Annotated in this window: 24 protein-coding genes; 19 read left to right on the top strand and 5 right to left on the bottom strand. The window is 37.0% G+C overall.

Features of this window, described 5'->3' with window-relative positions; translation table 11 throughout:
* Positions 1-72: 72 nt before the first annotated feature.
* On the bottom strand, positions 73-312 hold the full coding sequence (locus IGQ45_06885) for a hypothetical protein (GenBank protein MBF2056938.1): 240 nt from the start codon (positions 310-312) through the stop codon (positions 73-75).
* A 60-nt stretch (positions 313-372) separates the two neighbouring features.
* Between IGQ45_06885 and IGQ45_06880 the strand changes: the two genes are divergently transcribed.
* On the top strand, positions 373-513 hold the full coding sequence (locus tag IGQ45_06880) for a hypothetical protein (protein MBF2056937.1): 141 nt from the start codon (positions 373-375) through the stop codon (positions 511-513).
* Here IGQ45_06880 and IGQ45_06875 read toward each other — a convergent pair.
* Positions 479-1,135 carry a DUF3782 domain-containing protein gene (locus tag IGQ45_06875; GenBank protein MBF2056936.1) on the bottom strand — a complete coding sequence of 219 codons (657 nt, stop codon included), beginning with the start codon at positions 1,133-1,135 and terminating at the stop codon, positions 479-481. The two genes, IGQ45_06880 and IGQ45_06875, sit on opposite strands and share 35 nt — an antisense overlap.
* Before the next feature lie 128 nt (positions 1,136-1,263).
* Entirely contained in the window at positions 1,264-1,824 is a 561-nt protein-coding gene (locus tag IGQ45_06870; protein ID MBF2056935.1) for a Uma2 family endonuclease, read from the bottom strand.
* Positions 1,825-2,046: 222 nt separating this feature from the next.
* Here IGQ45_06870 and topA point away from each other — a divergent pair, with 222 nt between their 5' ends.
* The 3 genes from topA (at position 2,047) to IGQ45_06855 (ending at position 6,316) form a co-directional block, all read left to right on the top strand.
* The gene (gene topA, locus IGQ45_06865) at positions 2,047-4,677 is read left to right on the top strand and encodes a type I DNA topoisomerase (protein MBF2056934.1); all 2,631 of its coding nucleotides are present in this window, start codon (positions 2,047-2,049) and stop codon (positions 4,675-4,677) included.
* Positions 4,678-4,956: 279 nt separating this feature from the next.
* Positions 4,957-5,406, top strand: a complete 450-nt coding sequence (locus tag IGQ45_06860; protein ID MBF2056933.1) for a DUF29 domain-containing protein — start codon at positions 4,957-4,959, stop codon at positions 5,404-5,406.
* 133 nt (positions 5,407-5,539) lie between these two features.
* Positions 5,540-6,316: a TVP38/TMEM64 family protein gene (locus IGQ45_06855; GenBank protein MBF2056932.1), complete on the top strand. Its 777-nt coding sequence runs from the start codon at positions 5,540-5,542 to the stop codon at positions 6,314-6,316.
* Between the two features lie 372 nt (positions 6,317-6,688).
* On the opposite strand, the gene IGQ45_06850 is transcribed toward IGQ45_06855, so the two are convergent.
* The gene (locus IGQ45_06850; GenBank protein MBF2056931.1) at positions 6,689-8,374 is read right to left on the bottom strand and encodes an iron ABC transporter permease; all 1,686 of its coding nucleotides are present in this window, start codon (positions 8,372-8,374) and stop codon (positions 6,689-6,691) included.
* Between the two features lie 244 nt (positions 8,375-8,618).
* On the opposite strand from IGQ45_06850, the gene IGQ45_06845 reads away from it, so the two are divergent.
* The 4 genes from IGQ45_06845 (at position 8,619) to IGQ45_06830 (ending at position 11,646) form a co-directional block, all read left to right on the top strand.
* The gene (locus tag IGQ45_06845) at positions 8,619-9,275 is read left to right on the top strand and encodes a DUF4079 domain-containing protein (GenBank protein ID MBF2056930.1); all 657 of its coding nucleotides are present in this window, start codon (positions 8,619-8,621) and stop codon (positions 9,273-9,275) included.
* A gap of 150 nt (positions 9,276-9,425) precedes the next feature.
* On the top strand, positions 9,426-9,596 hold the full coding sequence (locus tag IGQ45_06840; GenBank protein ID MBF2056929.1) for a hypothetical protein: 171 nt from the start codon (positions 9,426-9,428) through the stop codon (positions 9,594-9,596).
* A gap of 205 nt (positions 9,597-9,801) precedes the next feature.
* Positions 9,802-11,181 carry an argininosuccinate lyase gene (argH, locus tag IGQ45_06835; protein ID MBF2056928.1) on the top strand — a complete coding sequence of 460 codons (1,380 nt, stop codon included), beginning with the start codon at positions 9,802-9,804 and terminating at the stop codon, positions 11,179-11,181.
* Positions 11,182-11,190: 9 nt separating this feature from the next.
* A complete protein-coding gene (locus IGQ45_06830) occupies positions 11,191-11,646 on the top strand; it encodes an NUDIX hydrolase (GenBank protein MBF2056927.1) in 456 nt (151 codons plus the stop codon).
* 207 nt (positions 11,647-11,853) lie between these two features.
* Here the strand turns inward: IGQ45_06830 and IGQ45_06825 are convergent, their stop codons facing one another.
* Complete coding sequence (locus IGQ45_06825) at positions 11,854-11,991, bottom strand: hypothetical protein (GenBank protein ID MBF2056926.1); 138 nt, start codon at positions 11,989-11,991, stop codon at positions 11,854-11,856.
* A gap of 43 nt (positions 11,992-12,034) precedes the next feature.
* On the opposite strand from IGQ45_06825, the gene IGQ45_06820 reads away from it, so the two are divergent.
* The 11 genes from IGQ45_06820 to IGQ45_06770 all read left to right on the top strand — a co-directional run bounded on the left by IGQ45_06820 (position 12,035) and on the right by IGQ45_06770 (position 21,387).
* The gene (locus IGQ45_06820; GenBank protein MBF2056925.1) at positions 12,035-12,619 is read left to right on the top strand and encodes a pentapeptide repeat-containing protein; all 585 of its coding nucleotides are present in this window, start codon (positions 12,035-12,037) and stop codon (positions 12,617-12,619) included.
* A gap of 647 nt (positions 12,620-13,266) precedes the next feature.
* Positions 13,267-13,440, top strand: coding sequence for a hypothetical protein (locus tag IGQ45_06815; GenBank protein MBF2056924.1), 174 nt, complete (start codon positions 13,267-13,269; stop codon positions 13,438-13,440).
* A 109-nt stretch (positions 13,441-13,549) separates the two neighbouring features.
* Complete coding sequence (locus IGQ45_06810; GenBank protein ID MBF2056923.1) at positions 13,550-14,182, top strand: hypothetical protein; 633 nt, start codon at positions 13,550-13,552, stop codon at positions 14,180-14,182.
* Between the two features lie 161 nt (positions 14,183-14,343).
* Entirely contained in the window at positions 14,344-15,417 is a 1,074-nt protein-coding gene (fba, locus tag IGQ45_06805; protein MBF2056922.1) for a fructose-bisphosphate aldolase class II, read from the top strand.
* 321 nt (positions 15,418-15,738) lie between these two features.
* Positions 15,739-16,320: a Uma2 family endonuclease gene (locus IGQ45_06800; GenBank protein MBF2056921.1), complete on the top strand. Its 582-nt coding sequence runs from the start codon at positions 15,739-15,741 to the stop codon at positions 16,318-16,320.
* Between the two features lie 115 nt (positions 16,321-16,435).
* Complete coding sequence (locus tag IGQ45_06795) at positions 16,436-18,442, top strand: tetratricopeptide repeat protein (protein MBF2056920.1); 2,007 nt, start codon at positions 16,436-16,438, stop codon at positions 18,440-18,442.
* Between the two features lie 325 nt (positions 18,443-18,767).
* Positions 18,768-19,946, top strand: coding sequence for a glycosyltransferase family 4 protein (locus IGQ45_06790; protein ID MBF2056919.1), 1,179 nt, complete (start codon positions 18,768-18,770; stop codon positions 19,944-19,946).
* A gap of 134 nt (positions 19,947-20,080) precedes the next feature.
* Complete coding sequence (locus IGQ45_06785; GenBank protein MBF2056918.1) at positions 20,081-20,443, top strand: winged helix-turn-helix transcriptional regulator; 363 nt, start codon at positions 20,081-20,083, stop codon at positions 20,441-20,443.
* 58 nt (positions 20,444-20,501) lie between these two features.
* Positions 20,502-20,591: a cytochrome b6-f complex subunit PetN gene (petN, locus tag IGQ45_06780; GenBank protein ID MBF2056917.1), complete on the top strand. Its 90-nt coding sequence runs from the start codon at positions 20,502-20,504 to the stop codon at positions 20,589-20,591.
* On the top strand, positions 20,592-20,732 hold the full coding sequence (locus tag IGQ45_06775; protein ID MBF2056916.1) for a hypothetical protein: 141 nt from the start codon (positions 20,592-20,594) through the stop codon (positions 20,730-20,732).
* Positions 20,733-20,757: 25 nt separating this feature from the next.
* A complete protein-coding gene (locus IGQ45_06770) occupies positions 20,758-21,387 on the top strand; it encodes a precorrin-8X methylmutase (GenBank protein MBF2056915.1) in 630 nt (209 codons plus the stop codon).
* Positions 21,388-21,549 lie beyond the last annotated feature (162 nt).

The following is a 21,549-nucleotide window of genomic DNA, read 5'->3' as shown; positions in this document are numbered from 1 at the left end:
TTCTAGTAATTTAAGGTCAATTTGATGGTTTTGATATTCTTTTAAAGTTTGTTTAAATAAATCAATAATTTCTTATCTTTGTTGTATTTTATAGGGGTTATGACTATCGATCCAATCTTTTAGTAAATCTCCAACACCTTCTCCAATTCCATTAACCATAGGACCTACTATTTCATATATTAAAGAAGGCACAAAATTAAAAATATTCTTAGTATCTGCCAAAGCGATATTATTAAGTTCAATAAAATCAGCAAAAGTAGCTATTGTTGTGGTGAAAAACAGTTTTTCTAAAAAAATTCGTCTATTAACCATTGATTATGCCTCTAAAACAGAGTTAATTCACTATAAATCATAGTAGTTTATCAGTATGATTTGACCTTTTATTTTTCTGGGTTGTGGTGGAGGGCGCACGGTTTTGGGGTGGAGGGCGCTGGGTTTGGTGGAGGGCGCTGTCACCTCATCAAAAACTTACCACCATTTACCATGCTTTTGGTTGAAACTCATCACCATTAAAAATAACTACACTTTCGCCACTTTGACCTAAGACAAATATACCTTGACGATAAGCGTATTTATCAGCGCCCTCCTCAATTTCAATTCCTGCCACTGCACCATATAAATTTTTTTGGCTATATTCAGGAAAAAACCGTTTAAATCTCTGTAAATCTTTGATTAAATCTTTCACATCATTGACACCTAAACTGCTTTTGACTTCCACCACCAAAACATGATTTTCATTAGTCACTAACACATCAATTTCGAGAATGTCACCATCAAGACGTTTTTTAACCCGTTGGCTAACTTGATGCACAGGAATACCACGACTAAGGAATAAAGTTTCGCAGGAGGGCGCTACCATATTTTCCACAAAGCGCCCCCATTTGCCCCCCAGATTACCAATTTCTTTACTTAATCGAGTGATTTGACGGTCTGTCTCCTGAAAACGTCTATCTGTTTCCTGAAAACGTCTATCTGTTTCCTGAAAACGACGATCTGTTTCCTGAAAACGGCGATCTGTTTCTAAAGATTGCTCTTTAAGAATATCCTTTGTTTCTTGAAAACGGCGCTCTGTTTCTTTTTGAGCTTCTGTTAATTCTGCTAATAGTCTCCAAACGTCATCAGCGGTAGTTGTCATAAATATTTACCTTACTAATCTCGTACTCACTTATATTATTTTATTGGTGTAGTTGTAATCATCTCATTTTTTTACCAATAAATCTTTAGGGGAGGTTCAATGTGGGTTAGGTTTTGGCGCGCGCTAACCTACAAAACTTCATTAATAGCAATCTTTAAACTAGGAAAATTATCAACAAAAATAGTATCTTCCACAGACAATTTTTCCATTTTTTGATAATAATTATATTTAGGAGAAGTGTATTTTTCTAGTAAACTATTATTAAGGTCTATGAGCCACACTTCCATGATTTTATTTTCAGCATAAGCAGGTAATTTAATATTACGATCATAATCAATACTACTATCAGCTACTTCTATCAACAAATAAATATCTTCAGGAGTAGGATGCTGAGTTACATAAAAATCATCACGAGGTTTTAGTAAAATAACATCTGGTTGAGGCTCAGATTTATCATTGAGTTTTATCGGGTCTTGAACGCCAATAATAACTTCTTTTGGTAATTTTTGGGCAAACAAATAATTAAGTTTTTTAACACAGGAAGCGTGTCTAAATCCCACTGGTGACATTTCAAACAATTCTCCATTAATTAATTCTATGTTGCTATCTTCATGAAAAATACCAACATTAATTAAACTATGATATTCTTCTAGGTCAAATTTTCTTTTAGATGGTGTAATTGTAATCATCTAGTTTTTTCCCCAATAAATATTTAGCTTGTCGTAGTTATATCCTAGCAATTGTCTGTAAATTTAAAGATAGCTTGGATTACCATTAAATCTGCCCAAGTTAAAACAAACGGTATTTTAAACCCTTTATTCTTCAATAAAAAAAGATTTTTTTTGCTGACTGTGGTAATAATATGAATAACGGTATAGTAGCCACCTAAAGATTTTATCACGATATTGTCTATGTCAACTCTTGTCATTGTCGAATCCCCCACCAAAGCCAAAACCATCCGCAATTATCTACCCAAAGATTATATTGTGGAAGCGTCTATGGGTCATATCCGAGATTTACCCTCCTCAGCAGAAGAAATCCCGGCACAATATAAACAGTTTGACTGGGCAAGGTTGGGGGTGAACGTGGATCAAAATTTTGAACCCATATATGTCGTGCCGAAAACTAAAAATAAAACCGTTAAACAATTAAAAACACTCCTTAAAGATGCTGATGAGTTAATCTTGGCAACAGACGAAGACAGAGAAGGAGAAAGCATTAGTTGGCATTTACTACAGCTACTTAAACCAAAAGTACCTATTAAAAGGATGGTTTTTCATGAAATTACCAAAGAAGCTATCCAAAGCGCTTTAAATAATTGTCGTGATATTGACGAAAATTTAGTTCATGCACAGGAAACGCGCCGTATTTTGGATCGCTTGGTGGGTTATACCCTCTCCCCTTTGTTGTGGAAAAAAATTGCAAGGGGATTATCTGCCGGTAGAGTGCAATCCGTGGCAGTAAGGCTTTTGGTGCAAAGGGAAAGAGAACGAAGAGCGTTTAACAGCGCCCGATACTGGGATTTGAAAGCGTTACTAAATTTTGAAAAAAGTAACTTCGAGGCAAAAATATACAGCTTAAACGGTCAAAAACTGGCAACAGGAAGCGATTTTGATCCCACCACAGGAAAACTAAGTAAAGGGAAAAAAGTCTTAGTTTTAAATGAAGAAGAAGCGGTGACATTGCGCCAACGTTTAGAAGGTAAAATGTGGACTGTGACGGAAACGGAGGAAAAACCCACTACTCGCAAACCTTCCCCTCCCTTTACCACTTCTACGTTACAACAGGAAGCAAACCGAAAGTTAGGCTTCGGGGCAAAAGACACCATGCGCATCGCCCAAAGTTTGTACGAAAACGGCTATATCACCTACATGAGAACCGACTCAGTGCATCTCAGCGCCCAAGCCATTGCAGCAGCGCGTAGCTGTGTAGAACAAATGTACGGTAAAGAATATTTAAGCCCTCAACCTCGACAGTATAAAACCAAGAGTAAGGGCGCTCAAGAAGCGCACGAAGCCATTCGCCCAGCCGGTAGTAGTTTCCGTTTACCAAAAGAAACAGGGTTAAGAGATCGGGAATTAGCTTTATATGATCTCATTTGGAAGCGCACGGTAGCCTCTCAGATGGCAGAAGCGCGCCTCACTCAAATCATGGTTAGTATGGGGGTAGAAGATGCTATTTTCCGCTCCAGTGGCAAAAGGATTGATTTTGCAGGGTTTTTCCGGGCTTATGTGGAAGGCTCAGACGATCCAGAAGCCGCTTTGGAAAATCAAGAGGTGATTTTACCTTCGTTAAAAAAAGGCGATCACCCAGATTGTAAAAAATTAGAAGAAGTAAGCCACGAAACTCAACCTCCAGCGCGCTTCACCGAGGCATCGCTAGTCAAAATGTTGGAGAGTGAAGGCGTCGGGCGCCCGTCAACCTACGCCAGTATTATCAGCACGATTATTGATCGAGGTTATGCGCAGTTACGCGCTAAGGCTTTAATTCCCACTTTTACTGCTTTTGCTGTGGTGAGTCTATTGGAGAAAAATTTTGAAGAGTTAGTTGATACCAAATTTACCTCGAAAATGGAACAAAGTTTGGACGACATTGCCACAGGCGAACAACAATGGTTGCCTTATCTGCAAAAATTTTATTTGGGAGCAACTGGATTACAACAGCAAGTTTTAACCAGAGAGACAGAAATCGATTCATCCTCCGCCAAAGCCATTGAGTTGGAAAACCTTGACGTGCAAGTAAAAATCGGGCGCTTTGGGGCATATTTAGAAGATACGAGAGGAGATGAAGTGGTCAAATCTTCCATTCCTCTGGAGTTAACCCCTGCCGATCTCGATGCGGATCAAGTAGAATTATTATTAAAACAAAAGGTAGAAGGTCCAAAGGTATTGGGTCATCATCCCGAATCAGAAAAGCCTATTTACCTTTTAATTGGTACTTATGGTCCTTATGTGCAGTTAGGAGATACCCCCGAAGGTAAGGCGAAAAAACCGAAAACCGCTTCTTTCCCCAAAGGCACAGAATTAGAAGACATTGATCTTGATCTTGCTTTAGCTTACCTCGCTTTACCGCGCACTTTAGGAGAGCATCCCGACACGGGGAAACCCATCAAAGCTAGTTTAGGGCGCTTTGGTGCTTATGTGGTCCATGATCAAGGCACAGAAGGTAAAGATTATCGCTCTCTCAAAAAAGAAGATGATTTACTTACTATAACCTTAGCACGAGCGCTGGAACTTTTAGCACAACCGAAACGAGGTCGGGGGAGGGGCGCTGGAAGCACCAAAAAACCCCTTCGAGAGTTAGGTAATCACCCTGAAGATAACGAACCGATCAATATTTATGAAGGTCCTTATGGGGTTTATTTCAAGCATGGTAAAACCAATGTAAAATTACCAGAAGGGGAGACAGTGGAAAGCATGAGTTTAGATAAGGCTTTGTTACTTTTAACTGACAAAAAACCTGCTACTAAAAAGAAAGCTACCACGAGAAAAACTACGGCAAAAAAAACCACTACTCGCAAGAAAACTACGCCTAAGAAATAAAGGCAAATTGACAATGGATGATGGATAATGATGAGGTTTTACCATTCTCTTGTTATATCAAGTTCGGATGATCAGCCGAAGGCTGCCGCTGCGCGATCACTTACAAATTAGTAATCAATATCTTAGTTCAATTTATTGAACGGAATACTATTGGTTCCGTGTAATGAATTACACGGTGGGTAAATTACTTCATATTACCTCTTGCCTTGCTTTGTTGTCATAGCTTGAACGAAAATAAAATCTATAATTAAGTTACCCAACTTATTAAAGAAAAAATTTATGACAGTTGCCGATAAACTAAGCCAATTATATGAACTTGACGACTATCAATGGTTAGAAGAAAACATTAAATTGCTCAAAGCCAAAATGTTTCATGAAATTGATTTAGAAAATTTAATTGAGGAATTAGAAGATTTGGGTAAAGAAAGAAAAAATGCGGTAGAAAGTTTATTACAACAAATTATCCGACATTTATTAATGTATCAATATTGGCATGATGAGAGAGAAAGAAATGCTAATCATTGGGAAGGGGAAATCTACAGTTTTCGAGATCAGCTTAATCACAAACTAACCACTAACTTGCATAATCATTTAATTAGTAAATTAGATAATATTTATGATCGGGCGCTGGGATATGTTATCAGAAAAACCTGTTTATCTATTAATATTTTTCCGACAAATTGCCCTTATACCCTCGCACAATTATTGGACATAGATTATTTACCCTAGCGCCCTTCAACCTTTACCAGTTTTCTCTTGCCTTTTAAATTTTTTCTCAGGAAAAATTTACTTATTTTTAACGTTAAATTTTTATGAATTAATTAATATCAAAGGGTAAAGATAAAACTATTGTAATTAAATAATGAAACCAGCGCCCTCCACCCCATTCTCAATATTCAAATCTTGGCAAAAATTTCCCCGCCTACCACAAATTATGTTTTTAACAGTTGTCTCTTTTTTCGTGACTATATCACCGAGTTTAGCTCAAACAGAGGGCTTTAATCCCCAACAATGGTTAATTGATGCCTTACAATGGATTGAAGGATTAGGGGCGCTGGGAGCGCTAGTATTTATCCTACTCTACATCATTGCCACCGTGGCTTTTTTGCCCGGTTCCGTGGTGACACTGGGAGGAGGTGTGGTATTCGGCGTTGTGTTGGGTTCAATTTACGTCTTTATCGGTGCCACCATGGGCGCCACTTTAGCATTTTTAATCGGGCGCTATGTAGCAAGGGATTGGATTGCCAAAAAAATTGACGGCAATCAAAAGTTTAAAGCTATCGATGAAGGGGTAGGGCGTGAAGGATTCAAAATCGTTTTGTTAACTCGTTTATCCCCCGTTTTTCCCTTTAATCTTCTCAACTACGCCTATGGAGTTACAGGAGTTTCTCTCAAAGATTACTTTCTCGGCTCAGTGGGCATGATTCCGGGTACTATTATGTATGTTTATATCGGCTCATTGGCAGGTAGTCTCGCCACTCTCGGCAGTGAAACCCCCAGTAATCCCACATTACAATGGGCGATTCGCATTATGGGTTTTATCGCCACTGTTGCCGTCACCGTTTACGTTACTAAAATTGCGCGGAGGGCGCTGGAAAATATGCCATATTCACAGTCACACACGAATCAAAATGATTAATCGTCGCTTGTTTCTCTATTCCTCAACCCATAGATTATCCAGCTACAGTACATGGAGCTTATCTGACGGGATTAGATGTTAGCCAAAAGATTCTTCGGTTGAAAAAATAATGGAGGATTACCATTTTGATTGAAAATCAAAATTTTGTCAAAAGGGCAAAGGTAAATCATGCCAGTTCAATTTATTGAACGTAATCTTATTAGCCATGTGATGAATTACATGGTGAGTAAATTCGTAATGGATAGGTTTTGCTGAATAAATTAAAACCCTTTTAAAACAAAGGTTTTAAGCATAATCAAACTCTAAAAAAGTGCTAAAAATAATCTTTTTCCGCCAAAAAATCTGTATTTCTGCTCCACTAAACAAACAAACTCAGCGATGACGAGATTTAGCAATGCGATAACTCAAGAAGATAACGGGGATAATTCCAGCGATAATGATGGCGAGGGAGGGCGCTGAAGCCTCGATTAATCTTTCATCGGAAGCATATTGATATACCCTCACCGCTAGGGTGTCAAAGTTGAAAGGGCGCATCACCAAAGTAGCGGGTAATTCTTTCATCACATCTACAAATACCAACATCGTGGCGGTGAAAATAGCGCCCCCCATCAAGGGCAAATGAATCTTGAGTAAGGTTTGCACAGTGCCATAACCGAGACTGCGGGAAGCATCATCTAAACTAGGCTTAATTTTACCCAAACTAGATTCAAGAGTATTGAAAGAAACTGCCAAAAACCTGACGATATAAGCATAGATAAGGGCGCCCGTCGTACCACTTAAAATTAATCCTGTTGATATATCAAAATTTGTCCTCATAAAACCATCCACCCCATTATCAAACCTACCGAGGGGAATCAATACTCCCACCGCAATGACAGAACCGGGAATAGCATAACCAAGAGATGCTATCCTAATACTGGTTTTGATGGCAAAACGGGGTAATAATCTTTCGCCATAAGCCATCACTAGGGCGATGATAACGGCAATTAAAGCAGAAATCACCGCTAAAATCAAACTGTTTTTAGTTAAGTCCCAAAATTGATCGTTTAATGTCACCTGATAATTACGGATGGTTAAACTGAGAAGATAAATAGTGGGTATGACAAAACCAGCAAAAAGAGGCACGGCACAAAACAAAAACGCCAAACTACCGCGCCACCAATTTAACTGATAACGGGGTAATTTTTGTTGACTACTGGTTTCATAGTATTTTGCCAGCGCCCGTGACCATCTTTCTAGTAAAATCAATGAGAGAATAAACAACATCAATAAACAAGCCAACTGTGCGGAAGCCTCCCTTTCTCCCATACCAATCCAAGTGCGATAAATTCCCGTGGTGAAGGTATTAACCCCAAAAAACTGCACCGTGCCAAAATCATTCAAAGTTTCCATCAACGCCAAGGCTAAACCAGCGATAATACCGGGGCGCGCGAGGGGAAGCGCCACCTTAAAAAAACTCTGCCAAGGATTATAACCTAGAGAGCGACTAGCTTCGAGGGTGCATACTGACTGCTCTAAAAACGCTACCCTTGCCAACAAATAAACGTAGGGATACAACACTAAAACTAACATGACAATAGCGCCCCCAATATTGCGAATATCAGGAAACCAATAATCATCAACACTCTGCCATCCAAAAATATTCCGTAGCCATATTTGCACCGGACCAAAATAACTGAGCATATTAGTATAGGTGTATGCTAAAAGGTAGGAGGGCGCTGCTAAAGGCATGAGGGATAAACATTCTAGCCACAAAGCCCCTTGAAACTCGCACATCGTCACCAACCAAGCGCACCCCACCCCAATAATTAACACCCCGATGGATACCCCCGCCATCAGAATTAAGGAATTGACAATATAGTCAGTTAAAACAGTTTCTACTAAATGTTGCCAAATTTCGCCACTATCGCTAAAAATACTGCCGACAATGGCTAGAATTGGTAAACTAATCAGCAAAGCAACGATGATTAAAACCGTATACCATGAGTAAATAGGCATTTTTTGCCACCATCTAGCTAATGTTATGGTTAAACTATCCTTTTTCTCCTGATTTAACATGGTTAATAATTGCTAATAATTCTCAATCTCATATTTTATCGAAAATTATTTGAAGATGCAGAAATTTGCTAAAGTATAGCCTAAGATTAAGTTAATTTTCATCAGTTTTTCAGAATCAAATAGTAATCTGATTTTTAAGTATTTGTATAAATCTATTATTTTCAGAAATAAAGATAATATTCTAAATTCTATTCATCAAACAATAATATTTTTTTTATTAAAAAAAGCAAGGATTAAACTAAACATGACTTTTGAACATTTTACTACTCTAATTCATCCGATTTTAGTTATCATCGGTGTATTTCCTTTGATTGGAATTGTTAGTTATTTTGCATGGGAAACCAGACAAAGAAGATTAACTATTAAAGCAGGAGATAAAAGTAAGATTCCTCCTTTAGTGGGTAAAAACCATGTAGAAATTGGCAAAAAACTTTCTACTGCCGTAGTTATTGTTACTTTAGTAGGTTTAATTAGACCAATTATTGCTAAAAATATTGTTCCCAATCAGCTTTGGTCAACGAATTTATTTCAGTTAATATTTATTGCCTTAATTTTTATCTTTACTATTACTGCCTTTATTTTTTTATTTCTAGCTAAAAAGTCATTATGGCGAGGGATTTTTGCTACTTTAAGTGGCATGGGGATAGTGCTTTTGGGTTGTCAAGATGGGGTTTTTCGCCGTACTAATGAGTGGTACTGGTCACATTATTATTATGGTGTTTTGGTAGCTTTATTAATGATATTTTCCATAGCAATTATCGATGACATTCACAAAGATAAGTCTTTGAAATGGCGTAATGTTCACATTATACTTAATTGTCTGGCTTTACTTTTATTTTTAGGACAAGGGATGACGGGCGCTAGGGATTTATTCGAGATTGCTTTTTATATTACTCCGTAAGGGTAGAAAGAGGCAAAAATTCGTAGGGGTTGAACAATGTTCAACCCATTATCAATTATCCATGGTTCATTATCAATTAATTTAATTTGTTCCAGAAATGAATTTTTAGGTTAAATTAATCTATATCTGAATTTATTAGAGTTATTAGTTATGGATTTATGGTTTTTTTTACCTCTTGATTTATTAGCTCAAATTGAAGACCCTGATATTCTTGGTCAAATGACCACAGCTTGGAATAATTTTATTGAGAGTGGGCAAGTTTGGGCTTTATTAATTGGTTTATTTTTAGGCTATCTATTTGCGGGGTTTACGAAGTTTTAAGAGTTGTTGTAGCTTTGCTAACTTAACTGATTGTTTAAAACTTCATCTTTTTGAACGTAAATAACTTTAATGGTAGTTCAAGTTATCTTGAAATTTACCTTTGCCCCTTGCCCTTTTATCAAGGAATGCTAACTTAAACAGGGATTATTCTGATATATGAGGATAGGGTTTTATACTAAAATTGTATCTTTAATTTCTGGTTATTGTGACTGAAAAAAAAACTTGGAGTGATCGTTTTGAGACAGCATTAAATCCAACCATTGCGATTTTTAATGCGAGTATTGGCTTTGATATTCAATTAATTGAATATGACCTCACTGGCTCCGTTGCCCATGCTAAGATGTTGGCAAAAACTGGGATTATTCCCTTGGAAGAAGGGGAAACTCTCGTTAATGGCTTAGAACAAATTAGGGCAGAGTATCGCGCTGGCAATTTTAATCCGGGCATAGCAGATGAGGATGTCCATTTCGCAGTAGAAAAGCGCTTAACTGAGTTGGTGGGCGCTGTGGGCAAAAAACTACACACGGGAAGGTCTCGTAATGATCAAGTTGGTACAGATGTTCGTCTGTATTTAAGGGCAGAAATCGAGGAAATTCGCTCTTTACTTCGTCAGTGGCAGTTGACTTTGCTTAACCACGCTGAAAATCATGTAGAAACTTTAATTCCTGGTTATACCCATTTACAGCGCGCTCAACCCCTGAGTTTAGCCCATCATCTTATGGCTTATGGTCAAATGGCGCAAAGGGATTGGGAAAGATTAGGACAAATTTACCAGCGCACGAATACCTCACCATTAGGGTGTGGTGCTTTAGCAGGGACTACTTTCCCTATTGATCGTCATTATACGGCAGAATTATTGGGTTTTGAGTCAGTGTACGAAAATAGTTTAGACGGGGTAAGTGATCGGGATTTTGCCATTGAATTTCTTTGTGCTTGTAGCTTGATTATGGTACATTTAAGCCGTATGAGTGAAGAATTAATTCTATGGGCATCTCAAGAATTTAGCTTTATTATCCTCAAGGATAACTGCTCTACTGGATCAAGTATTATGCCCCAAAAGAAAAATCCTGATATTCCTGAGTTAGTCAGGGGTAAAACCGGGCGAGTGTTTGGACATTTACAAGCACTTTTAACCATCATGAAAGGTTTGCCCCTTGCTTATAATAAAGACTTACAGGAAGATAAAGAGGGCATTTTTGATGCGGTGAAAACCGTCAAGGGTAGCTTACAAGCGCTGACTATTTTATTAGCTGAAGGATTAGAATTTCGTACCACTCGCCTCGCTGAAGCGGTGCAAGAAGACTTTTCCAATGCTACCGATGTGGCTGATTATCTTGCTTCTAAAGGTGTGCCTTTCCGAGAGGCTTATAATTTGGTAGGTAAGGTGGTGAAAACGAGCTTGGGCGCTGGTAAACTATTGAAGGATTTAACCCTAGAGGAGTGGCAACAGTTACATCCTGCTTTTGAAGCGGATATTTATGACGCTATTGCCCCTCAACAGGTGGTAAAAGCCCGTAATAGCTATGGTGGTACTGGTTTTGAGCAGGTAAAACAGGCTATTGCTAATCTTAAAGCTAAATTTTAGCAAGTTATCATGAAACGTACTGGGCGCTTTATTTCGACGGTTTTAAAGGTGATTTTTCGTCATCCTGTGTTGGGGGTTACTCTAATTCCTGTGTTACCTGATGGTAGGATTGTTTTGGTAAAGCGCCGAGATAGCGGTAAATGGAGTTTACCGGGAGGAATGGTGGATTGGGGCAATACGGTGCCGGAAACGGCAAAACGTGAGCTAAAAGAGGAAACAGGGCTAGATTTAGTCAATTTCCGGGATTTATCGGGGGTTTACTCTGGTTATCGCCGTGATCCTCGTTTACATTCTATTTCGGTTACTCTGGAGGTGGAGGCGGTGGGCATGATTGATGTTACTGATAGTTTAGAAATTTTTGAGGCTAGGGCTTTTTTGGTGGATGATTTACCTCGAGGTAATTTAGCTCATGATCATGATTTACAATTAAGTAACTATTTTCAAAAGATTAGAACTATTGCTTAATGGCACGGGGAATCAGAGGGAGATTTACAAAGTCGGTATCAACATACTTTACCCTCACCCCCAACCCCTCTCCCACAGGAGCAGGGCGTTTTCAAAGTCAAGATCAAAATTGATTTGTTTTTGACAAGAAGACAGGTTGACAGGGAGACAGGAGGATTTTTTACTATTAATTGATTTATTGGTAGTTAAAAACCTCTGAATTTCAGATTATTGGCTAGTTTGAGAAACTAACATTTTTGAGAATGAAAACGCCCTGCCACAGGAGAGGGGGGTAATATTTTCTAATTGATTAATTAATGGTAAAGACAAATGACACTGGAAGGTAATTAATTGTCCATTATCCATTATCAATTATCCGTTGTCCATTATCAATTATTCATTATAAATAATGTTAAATATTTCGGAAATTAGGGCTGGAAAACACTTAGATTTAACTAATATTAATCTCTGTGGTCAAGATTTAGGTGGCGCAACACTGGATAATGTTGATTTTTCAGGGAGTAATTTGATGGGTGTTAATCTCAGTGGGGCTAGTTTACATAATGCTATTTTACGTTGTAATTTGCGTGGTGCTGATTTGACGGGCGCTGATTTAACTAATGCTGATTTACATGGTGCTGATTTGCGTGGGGCAATTCTTCTCGATTGCGATGTAAAAAATGCTAGTTTTGCGGGCGCTTTTTTGGGAGGGGCAATTTTGACTAAGTTGGATTTGTCTTCGGGGGATTTGAGGGGCGCTGATTTGAGGGGCGCTAGTTTGAAGGGTGCTTTTCTTTCTTTTGCTGATTTGACTAATACTAATTTGAGGGGCGCTGATTTTTCTGACAGTGATTTAGAAGAGGCTAATTTACTCGGTGCCGTGGTGATGGGCGCTGATTTTACTAATGCTAATTTACTTTGTGCTGTTTTTGATACCCAATTACTTTCTCTGGCTACGGTGACGGGCGCTTGTTTTCCTGAAATTATTAATTAGGGTTTGCTGAATAAATCAAAACTTTTATCAAATAACCCTTTTTTTTCACTGTCCGAGCGAGAAGGATGAAAAAAGGGTAAAATCATACTCTATTGATTTTAGACAAAAAATAATTGATGTTTATTTACAAAATAAAGTCTTGATCAGAACATTAGGACAAAGATTCGCCGTGGCAAACAGTTTTGTTCAAAAGATTATTAAAACAATATCAAAATACTGGTGAGATTTCTCCTCTTAAGTGGAGAGGGGCAAGTCAATGTAAAATTCAAGATAACAACTTATTAGTTTTAGATTATTAGTTTTAGAAAATATCATCAACGTCAATATAAACACAGGACAATTTGGGCTAATAGATTATCGTATTTATGATAAAGATGGCGATGGCAAAAGTAAGTTAGATTATGTAGAAGAAATGTTAAATAATGCTGTTTATAATAAGCAAATCCTTTTAAAAACAGTATTGATGGATAGTTGGTATGCAACTAAGAACCTGTTTGAAAAATTTGAAAAAGGATTAAAAATTATATATTGAAATAGGAAAAAACAATTTAGCAGTGCATTTTATTATAATTTATGCGGAGAAAATGAGGTGAAAAATATCTAAATCGTCTCTGCTTGTAAATCAAACAAGAAAGAGACGTTAAAATATGACGATTATTACAGTTAACATAAGTGAAATTCCACCAATGACAGAAGAGAGAATGAAAGAAATTATGGCGATGCCTGATGAAGACATTGACTATTCTGATATTCCCGAATTAACTGATGAGTGGTTTGAAAAAGTGCAATTATATCAGGTTCGCTTAAACAGTTACAATTAAATATCTGCTGAAAACTCAAAAGACAGACTTTGTTTTATAAGTGATTATCCGAACTTGATATTAGTCGATTATTCCGAAGGGGAAACATATCAACATTCAAAGAAAATAAATGACAACAAATCACATCGGCGAAGTAATTGAAACAGCCACTACAGAATTTTTAGCACAATGTTTAGAACCAGAAGAATTAAGTTTTCCCGTCATGCCTCCCTTCGGTAGTTGGGTGAAATCTATTGACGAAGAATCAGGAAACAAAATTTTCGCTATTGTCACCAATGTTACGACAGCGCCCATCGACTCTATACATCGGGCAAGGGCGCTGGGATTATCCCTTACGGAATTAAAACAACAACAACCGCAAATTTTTGCCATGCTTAAAACTGAATTTCGAGCCACCATCGTAGGCTTTGAAACAGCTAATCAAGGGCAAAACGGTCAAAATCCCCCATTGGGGCGCATATTTCAATACTTACCACCGCGCCCTCCACAAATACATCAAGGGGTATTCAGTTGTACTAACGAAGAAATTAGCCATTTTGCTGAAAACCCCGATTTTCTAAGAATCCTTTTACAAGTCAGTAATATTCCCATCGAATCCCTAACAGCCGCCACTTTAAGGGAAGTTTATCGCATTAGAGGGGGAGATCGAGCTTGGTTAATCAAAGCCGGACGCACCCTCAGTATTTTACTAAAAAATGACTATGACTGTCTTAAATACGTTCTCAGTCAAGTTCATTGGTAATTCAATATTTTTTGATTCAGCAACTCGAATATATTTCGTCAAGTGATTAAGAAAAAATAGAAAATGTAAAAAAATATCTAAAGATAAAACCATAATGAGTTAAGATGCTTAACATAGAAAAAAATAAAATACTATTAAAAAAACGTTAACGGAGGCATTTTATGGCTTTAGTACCTATGAGACTTCTATTAGATCACGCAGCCGAAAACGGTTACGGGATTCCAGCTTTCAACGTCAACAACCTTGAGCAAATTCTCTCCATCATGGATGCGGCCAATGAAGCCGATAGTCCAGTTATCTTACAAGCATCCAGGGGCGCCCGTACCTACGCCGGGGAAAACTTCTTACGTCACTTAATCCTCGCTGCCGCAGAAACCTACCCTCATATTCCCATCGCTATGCACCAAGATCATGGTAATAGCCCTGCTACCTGCTACTCTGCTATTCGTAACGGTTTTACCAGCGTTATGATGGATGGTTCTTTAGGGGAAGATGCCAAAACCCCTGCAACTTTCGAATATAACGTTAACGTTACCGCCGAAGTGGTCAAAGTAGCGCACTCCGTCGGAGCTAGTGTTGAAGGTGAATTAGGCTGTTTAGGCTCTTTAGAAACTGGTATGGGAGAAGCAGAAGACGGTCATGGTTTTGACGGTAAACTCGACCACTCTCAACTCTTAACCGATCCTGATGAAGCAGTAGAATTTGTGGAACGTACTCAAGTTGATGCTTTAGCAGTTGCCATCGGTACTAGCCACGGTGCATACAAGTTTACTCGTAAGCCCACTGGTGAAATCCTTGCCATTAGCCGTATCGAAGAAATTCACGCTAAATTACCTAACACCCACTTAGTAATGCACGGTTCTTCTTCCGTACCTCAAGAATGGTTAGATATGATTAACCAATATGGTGGTAACATCCCTGAAACCTACGGTGTACCAGTAGAAGAAATCCAAAAAGGTATTAAGAGTGGTGTGCGCAAAGTTAACATTGACACTGATAACCGTTTAGCCATTACCGCCGCTATCCGTGAAGCAGCCGCCAAAGACCCTTCTAACTTCGATCCTCGTCACTTCCTCAAGCCTTCCATGAAGTATATGAAACAAGTATGTTTGGATCGTTATCAACAGTTCTGGACTGCTGGCAATGCTAGTAAAATTAAACAAATTAGCTTAGATGATTTTGCTGCTAAATATGCTAAAGGTGAATTATCTGCGAAAAAAGCCGTTGCTGTATAAGTCACATCTCAGTAACTGATGTTACGCCAAAATAGAATTAGTTGTTGGTGTCAGGTGTCGGGTGTCGCGGTGTTAGGTTAAAGAATTGACAAGAAACTTATGTTTATTGATCTATTTCTTTTTCTTGTACAAGAGTCTATTGAGGGTTTTAAACCTGAAACCTGCTACCTGCTACCTGAAACCTCACTTAACTTAACATTTGAATCAGTGCGTAACGTCAGTTAGTCAATAAATAAGAAAAAGGGTGGATTTAATCCGCCCTTTTTTTTGTCCATGTTATGATAAAAAGCAACCAAAAAATACTTTAATCGTGGCAAAAAGATGGTTTATTTATCAGCGCCCCTCGCCTTAGAAATACCTTTAAGTGATGAGCAATTTTTTGAATTGTGCCAAAAACACAAAGATTTAAGATTTGAAAGAAATTTTCAAGGAGACCTAATTATTATGCCACCCACAGGAGGAATAACAAGTAATCGTAATGCTGATTTAATCTATCAGTTAACTGCGTGGAATCGAGTTAAAAAATTAGGCAAAATATTTGATTCTTCAGGCGGATTTAAGTTGCCTAACGGTGCTAATCGCTCTCCTGATGCTTCTTTTGTCACGATAAAAAGGTGGAATCAATTAAGTTTAAAAGAACAAGAAAAATTTGTTCCTTTAGCGCCCGATTTCGTGATTGAATTAAAATCAATTTCTGACAAATTGCTTAATTTGCAAGAAAAAATGGCAGAATATGAAGATAATGGAGTTAAATTAGGCTGGTTAATTAACCCTGATAAAAAAGAAGTAGAAATTTATCGTCAAGGACAAAAAAAAGAAGTTTTAATGTCACCTCTTAGTCTCAGTGGGGAAGATGTTTTACCAGATTTTACTTTAGATTTAAGTACAATTTGGAATGCTTAAATAATGAACTATAAAATTTCTGGCGTTGCTAAATCAAGGTATGAAAATAAAAATCTTATATATTGATCTGAAAAGATAAAATATCTATAATTTAAAACATAAAAATTGAGGTTCAATGAAAAAAAAAGGGAAACAAAAAAAAGGTTTTAGTAACTCCACTTCCATTAATAATTCATCTCAAGTTAGCGATACTTTTAATCAACAATTACAAACTGCCATTGATGCACTACAAAATGGACAGTTAGCGGAGTCTAAATGTATTTTTGAACAACTACTAAAAATAAATTCAAAACATCCTGATGTTTTACACTTATTAGGTATTATTTACGCTCAACAAAAAGACTTTAAATCAGCAGAATTGCATGTCACAAAAGCCATTGAATGTCAACCAAATCAAGCTATTTTTTACAAAAATTTAGCTAATGTTTATCAAGATCAAAATAACTTATCGAAAGCCATAGAATTTTATCAAAAAACCATTGAATTAGCACCACAATGGTGGGAAGTTTATCAAAATTTAGGAGTATTATTAGGTTTACAAAATGAGTTAGATTTAAGTATTAAATACTTAGAAATTTTTACTCAAAATAACAGCAAAAATCCCACAGGATATAATGATTTAGGGGTAGTATATGGCAAACAAAAACACCATCAAAAAGCTATTGAATGTTTCCAAAAATCTTTAACAATTAATTCTCAACAACCTTTAACCTTAATTAATTTAGCCAATGCTTACCTAGAAATTGAAAACTTTATTTTAGCAGAAGAAACCAGTGGAAGGGCGCTGGAATTAAATCCCCATTCTGCCGATGCCTATTATCATCTCGGTTTAGCCTTACAAAAACAAGACAAACTCACCGAAGCCGTCAGCGCCTACCACCAAGCCATCAACATTAAAGCTAATTATCCCGAAGCCTTAAACAATTTAGGTAATATTCTCAGTAAACAAGGCAAGTTTAACCAAGCTATAGAATACTATCGGAGGGCGCTGGATTTTGAACCAACGAGAAAAGAAACCCATTTTGCCCTAGGTAACATCTTACTATCTCAAGGTAAAACGGAGGAAGTATTACAATCATATCAACAAGCCTTCACCATCGATCCAGAATTTCTCTACGCGCGCAGTAATTACATTTTCAGTCTTAATTATAGCCCAGAATACACCCCAGAATATATTTATCAACAGCATCAAAAATGGTCAGAATTATACGAAATACCCTTATATAACAAAAATAGTACTTATACTAACCATCCTCAAGCAGATAAAAAAATTCGTCTCGGTTATGTCTCAGGAGATTTTCGTCATCACTCTGTAGCCTTTTTCATCGAAGAAATTTTTATTAACTACAATCGAGAACAATTTGAGGTATTTTGCTACTACAATAACGAAAAAGAAGACGACACGACAATTCGTCTCCGTAGCTTAGTGGATGGATGGCGAGACATACATGAGTTAGAAGATGAGGAAGTTTATCAACAGATACAAAAAGACGAAATCGATATATTAATTGACTTATCAGGACACACCAGCGCCCACCGCCTGTTATTATTTAGTAGAAAACCTGCCCCAATACAAGTAAATTACATCGGTTATCCTAACACCACAGGATTAAAAAGTATAGATTATCGCATTGTTGATAATTATACCGATCCAAAAGGCAAAACCGAACACTTACACAGCGAAAATTTAATCAGATTACCTCACTTTCTCTGTTATCATCCCCCTGACAACTCTCCCCCCGTTTCAGAGTTACCAGCATTACAGAACAAATATATTACTTTTGGTTCATTTAACAATTTTGCCAAAATAAATCCGCCCCTAATTCAATATTGGAGCAAAATTTTAAATAATGTCGAAAATTCTCGCTTAATCCTCAAAACTAATTATCATATCGATAAAGAAACTCACCAATATTGGTTAGAAATATTCAAGGAAAACGGTATCAATGCCGAAAGAGTCAGATTAGTTAGTAAAATTCCCGACAATCAAAACCACCTTGCCTATTACGAAAATATCGATATTGCCCTTGATACTTACCCTTATCATGGTACCACAACAACCTGTGAGGCGCTATGGATGCAGGGCGTTTTCATTCTCAAAAATGTTAGTTTCTCAAACTAGCCAATAATCTGAAATTCAGAGGTTTTTAACTACCAATAAATCAATTAATAGTAAAAAATCCTCCTGTCTCCCTGTCAACCTGTCTTCTTGTCAAAAACAAATCAATTTTGATGCCGACTTTGAAAACGCCCTGCTATGGATGGGGGCGCCGGTAGTGACGCTTTCTGGAAAACATCATGTGTCAAGGGTAGGGGTGAGTTTGTTATCTGCCGTTGGTTTATCAAAATTGATTGCTAAGACACCAGAGGAGTATGTTAATACGGCAATTAATTTAACAAAAAATATTAATTTATTGAGTAATGCTAGGGCAAATTTACGGCAGAAAATGTTAATTTCTCCTCTTACTGATGGTAAATTAATTACTAATTCCCTCGAAAATGCTTATCAGCAAATCTGGAATGATTATGTTAGTAAAAATTTAACAAAAAAATCTTATAAAGTAATTATTGATGCAGTATTTTTTCAATTATATCAAACAGGTATTGCTAGAGTATGGAGTAGTTTATTAAAAGAGTGGGCTAAAACTGATTTTGCTCAATATATTCTAGTATTAGATCGTGATAATACTGCACCAAAAATTAAAGGTATTTCTTATCGAAATATTCCTCCCTATAGTTATGATAATGTAGAAAAAGATCGACAATTATTACAGAGGATTTGTGATGAAGAAAAAGCGGATTTATTTATTTCTAGTTACTATACAACTCCTTTAAATACTCCCTCTCTTTTTATTGCTTATGATCTGATTCCAGAAGTTTTAGGCTATGATTTAAAAGAACAAATGTGGCAGGAAAAACATCGAGCAATTAATCATGCCTCTGGATTTATTGCTATTTCTCAACATACTGCAAAAGATTTAAATAAATTTTTTCCACAAATATCTTTAGACTCAATTAAGATAGCTTATTGTGGTGTTAGTTCTTCATTTTATCCTAGCTCTGAATCAGAAATAAGTGATTTTAAAGCTAAATATGGGATTCAAAAACCTTATTTTTTATTAGGTAGTTTATTTGGTTATAAAAATTCTCTGCTTTTTCTCAAAGCCTTTGCAAAATTGCTTAATAAAACTGATTTTGATATAGTGTCAACGGGCGCTGGAAATAATTTACCTAATGAATGGCGACAATATACTTATGGTTGTACTTTTCACTCTTTAAACCTCAGTGATAATGAATTACGACTCGCTTATGGTGGGGCAAGGGCGCTGGTTTATCCCTCTAAATATGAAGGTTTTGGAATGCCTGTTTTAGAGGCGATGGCTTGTGGTTGCCCAGTTATTACTACTCGTAATGCTTCTCTTTCTGAAGTGGGAGGAGAAGCGGTAATTTATGTTGAGGATAATGATATTAACGACATGATAGAAGCATTACTAAAATTAGAAAATAGTGAAATTAGAGATAACTTAATAAAAGCTGGAGTAAAACAAGCTAAATTTTTTTCTTGGCAAAAAATGGCTAAAGTTATGGAAAGAAAGATTACTCAAACCATTGACAAATATTACTAACTGTTAAAAGCGCCCTCCACCCCAACCAAAAAACTAATGAAACACAATATTTAAGTTAAGCAATGCTAATAATTTTTCTGATAAATAACCAACTAACGATAAGATACGTTAAATAATAGTCTTGAGAAAAATTAATGATGGTCTTAAATTCCGTGCCTCCTGAGGTGTTAGAACAGGTAGCAGAATACTTTAATATTTTAAGTAATCCCATGCGTTTACAGATTCTTAATCTCTTGGGGGAGGGAGAAAAGTGTGTGCAGGAGTTAGTTGAGTTGACTAAAACCAGTCAAGCCAATGTTTCTAAGCATCTAAAAATTATGCTACAAGCTGGAATTATTAATCGGCGCCCGGAGGGAACATCAGCCTATTATTATATTGAAGAGAATTTAATTTTTGAGTTGTCTCATCTGGTTTGTAATCATTTAGCGGAAAAAATGGAAAAACAAGCCTCAAAATTTCGTAATATTACCCTCGCACAAAAAATAATCGAGGGCTAATTTGAGATAATATAGTATTTGCAGTTAATTAAAAATAATTTGTCAAAGGTTTATTAAAATGGATATTCTTACTTTAGGTTGGGTGGGCGTACTTTCGTTATTTACATGGTCTATCGCTATGGTAGTATGGGGGCGCAAAGGTTTTTAGATGGTGGAATCTACACCAGTTGTTAATATTTTATTCTTGGTAGCCTTAGCGCTCCTCGTCCTCGTCAGTGGTGGTATTCTTTATTTAACTACCCTTGAATGGCGAGATCGTCGTCGCCGTGACCGTGATAAGCGTTTATAATTCTGTTTAAGTGTTAGGTATCCCCATGGATTGGAATTGGTTGACGGCGCAAAATTTCAGAGCGATTGATCGTAAAATTAGTCGAAATGATTATTCTCCAGCTCAGTATGAGGTAATTCGTCGAGTTATTTATGCTACCGGAGATTTGGATTATCGCCATATCATTGCTTTTTCTCGTCAACCGCTACTGGCTGGGTTGGGGGCGCTTTTAGCGCGCACCCCCATTGTCGTAGATAGTCCAATTATTCAATCAGCTCTTACACCCTTATTACATCATACTTTTGGTAATTTAGTTTATGCTTTTGAGGAAATCGTCTCTCCTCTTGCTTCTCAAAAAAATAATCTTTTAGTTAATTTAATCAAAGGTTATCCTCAAGCTATTTATATCATCGGGCAGAGTCAACGGGCGCTGGTTTCTATCCTTGAGTTAACGGAAAAATCTGCCATTTTTCAACCTAGTTTAGTCATTGCCACCCATAGCGGTTTGGTGCGCAAAGAAATTATTAATTCCCGTCTCAGTCAGTCTTTTTTACCCCATATTCGCATTGATAGCGCCAAAGGTGGTAATGATGTTGCTGTGGCTATTTTTCAGGCTTTAATCGATTTAGCGTGGCTGAGTGAGGGAAATTATCAATTGACAATGGATAATGAGTAATGGCTTATATTAGGTTCATATAATTAGTTATTAAAAGATTGTATCTTCGCTACTTCCCCACCGTGTAATGAATTACACGGAACCAATAGTATCTCGTTCAATAAATTATTAGGGGTCGAGAAGTGAATCGCTTCACTCCCCTCCCATACAAAACCGTACATG

The organism is Cyanobacterium sp. T60_A2020_053 (assembly GCA_015272165.1).
Taxonomy (GTDB): Bacteria; Cyanobacteriota; Cyanobacteriia; order Cyanobacteriales; family Cyanobacteriaceae; genus Cyanobacterium.
This window is presented reverse-complemented; position numbering and strand designations above follow the sequence as displayed.

Excerpts from the sequence above, each read along its gene's own strand:
- IGQ45_06885 (MBF2056938.1), bottom strand. The coding sequence starts at position 312 with ATGGTTAATAGACGAATTTTTTTAGAAAAACTGTTTTTCACCACAACA.
- IGQ45_06875 (MBF2056936.1), bottom strand. The coding sequence starts at position 1,135 with ATGACAACTACCGCTGATGACGTTTGGAGACTATTAGCAGAATTAACA.
- IGQ45_06870 (MBF2056935.1), bottom strand. The coding sequence starts at position 1,824 with ATGATTACAATTACACCATCTAAAAGAAAATTTGACCTAGAAGAATAT.
- topA (MBF2056934.1), top strand. The coding sequence starts at position 2,047 with ATGTCAACTCTTGTCATTGTCGAATCCCCCACCAAAGCCAAAACCATC.
- IGQ45_06860 (MBF2056933.1), top strand. The coding sequence starts at position 4,957 with ATGACAGTTGCCGATAAACTAAGCCAATTATATGAACTTGACGACTAT.
- IGQ45_06855 (MBF2056932.1), top strand. The coding sequence starts at position 5,540 with ATGAAACCAGCGCCCTCCACCCCATTCTCAATATTCAAATCTTGGCAA.
- IGQ45_06850 (MBF2056931.1), bottom strand. The coding sequence starts at position 8,374 with ATGTTAAATCAGGAGAAAAAGGATAGTTTAACCATAACATTAGCTAGA.
- IGQ45_06845 (MBF2056930.1), top strand. The coding sequence starts at position 8,619 with ATGACTTTTGAACATTTTACTACTCTAATTCATCCGATTTTAGTTATC.
- IGQ45_06840 (MBF2056929.1), top strand. The coding sequence starts at position 9,426 with ATGGATTTATGGTTTTTTTTACCTCTTGATTTATTAGCTCAAATTGAA.
- IGQ45_06830 (MBF2056927.1), top strand. The coding sequence starts at position 11,191 with ATGAAACGTACTGGGCGCTTTATTTCGACGGTTTTAAAGGTGATTTTT.
- IGQ45_06825 (MBF2056926.1), bottom strand. The coding sequence starts at position 11,991 with ATGGATAATGGACAATTAATTACCTTCCAGTGTCATTTGTCTTTACCA.
- IGQ45_06820 (MBF2056925.1), top strand. The coding sequence starts at position 12,035 with ATGTTAAATATTTCGGAAATTAGGGCTGGAAAACACTTAGATTTAACT.
- IGQ45_06815 (MBF2056924.1), top strand. The coding sequence starts at position 13,267 with ATGACGATTATTACAGTTAACATAAGTGAAATTCCACCAATGACAGAA.
- IGQ45_06810 (MBF2056923.1), top strand. The coding sequence starts at position 13,550 with ATGACAACAAATCACATCGGCGAAGTAATTGAAACAGCCACTACAGAA.
- fba (MBF2056922.1), top strand. The coding sequence starts at position 14,344 with ATGGCTTTAGTACCTATGAGACTTCTATTAGATCACGCAGCCGAAAAC.
- IGQ45_06800 (MBF2056921.1), top strand. The coding sequence starts at position 15,739 with ATGGTTTATTTATCAGCGCCCCTCGCCTTAGAAATACCTTTAAGTGAT.
- IGQ45_06795 (MBF2056920.1), top strand. The coding sequence starts at position 16,436 with ATGAAAAAAAAAGGGAAACAAAAAAAAGGTTTTAGTAACTCCACTTCC.
- IGQ45_06790 (MBF2056919.1), top strand. The coding sequence starts at position 18,768 with ATGTTAATTTCTCCTCTTACTGATGGTAAATTAATTACTAATTCCCTC.
- IGQ45_06785 (MBF2056918.1), top strand. The coding sequence starts at position 20,081 with ATGATGGTCTTAAATTCCGTGCCTCCTGAGGTGTTAGAACAGGTAGCA.
- petN (MBF2056917.1), top strand. The coding sequence starts at position 20,502 with ATGGATATTCTTACTTTAGGTTGGGTGGGCGTACTTTCGTTATTTACA.
- IGQ45_06775 (MBF2056916.1), top strand. The coding sequence starts at position 20,592 with ATGGTGGAATCTACACCAGTTGTTAATATTTTATTCTTGGTAGCCTTA.
- IGQ45_06770 (MBF2056915.1), top strand. The coding sequence starts at position 20,758 with ATGGATTGGAATTGGTTGACGGCGCAAAATTTCAGAGCGATTGATCGT.